We start from the raw sequence: 535 nt of genomic DNA on the forward strand, positions 1-535 counted from the left end.
TAGACATAATTACACCGAACGCTGCCATGAGAGTAATTACTGAGGTGCCACCGTAACTCACCAAAGGCAAAGGAACTCCAACCACTGGCAAAATTCCACTCACCATTCCGATGTTGACGAAGACATAAACAAAAAACGTCAGAATTAGACTTCCTGCCAACAGACGGCTGTAGGAATCTTGCGCTTTAACGGCAATATACAGACCTCTAACTACGATCATCAAATACAAGCCTAGTAAAGCTAAAACGCCGACAAAGCCAAACTCTTCCGCACACACTGCAATGATAAAGTCAGTATGACTTTCAGGTAAAAAATTCAACTGAGATTGCGTACCCTCAAGCCAGCCTTTACCCCAAGTACCGCCTGAGCCAATCGCAGTTTTTGATTGAATAATATTCCAACCCGCTCCAAGTGGGTCGCTTTCGGGATCAAGAAACGTCAATACACGCTGCTTCTGGTAATCACGCATGACAAAATGCCACATAACAGGCAAACAGGACGCGACAATTGCTCCAAATCCAGCAACTACCTTCCA

General features: G+C 44.9%; 1 protein-coding gene. It reads right to left on the minus strand.

Annotated features, from left to right (window positions below):
• Window positions 1-535: FtsW/RodA/SpoVE family cell cycle protein (locus A3738_RS04225; protein ID WP_197473582.1), on the minus strand; the 535-nt coding region annotated here is incomplete at both ends.

The sequence above is a fragment of the Oleiphilus sp. HI0066 genome (genome assembly GCF_001635725.1).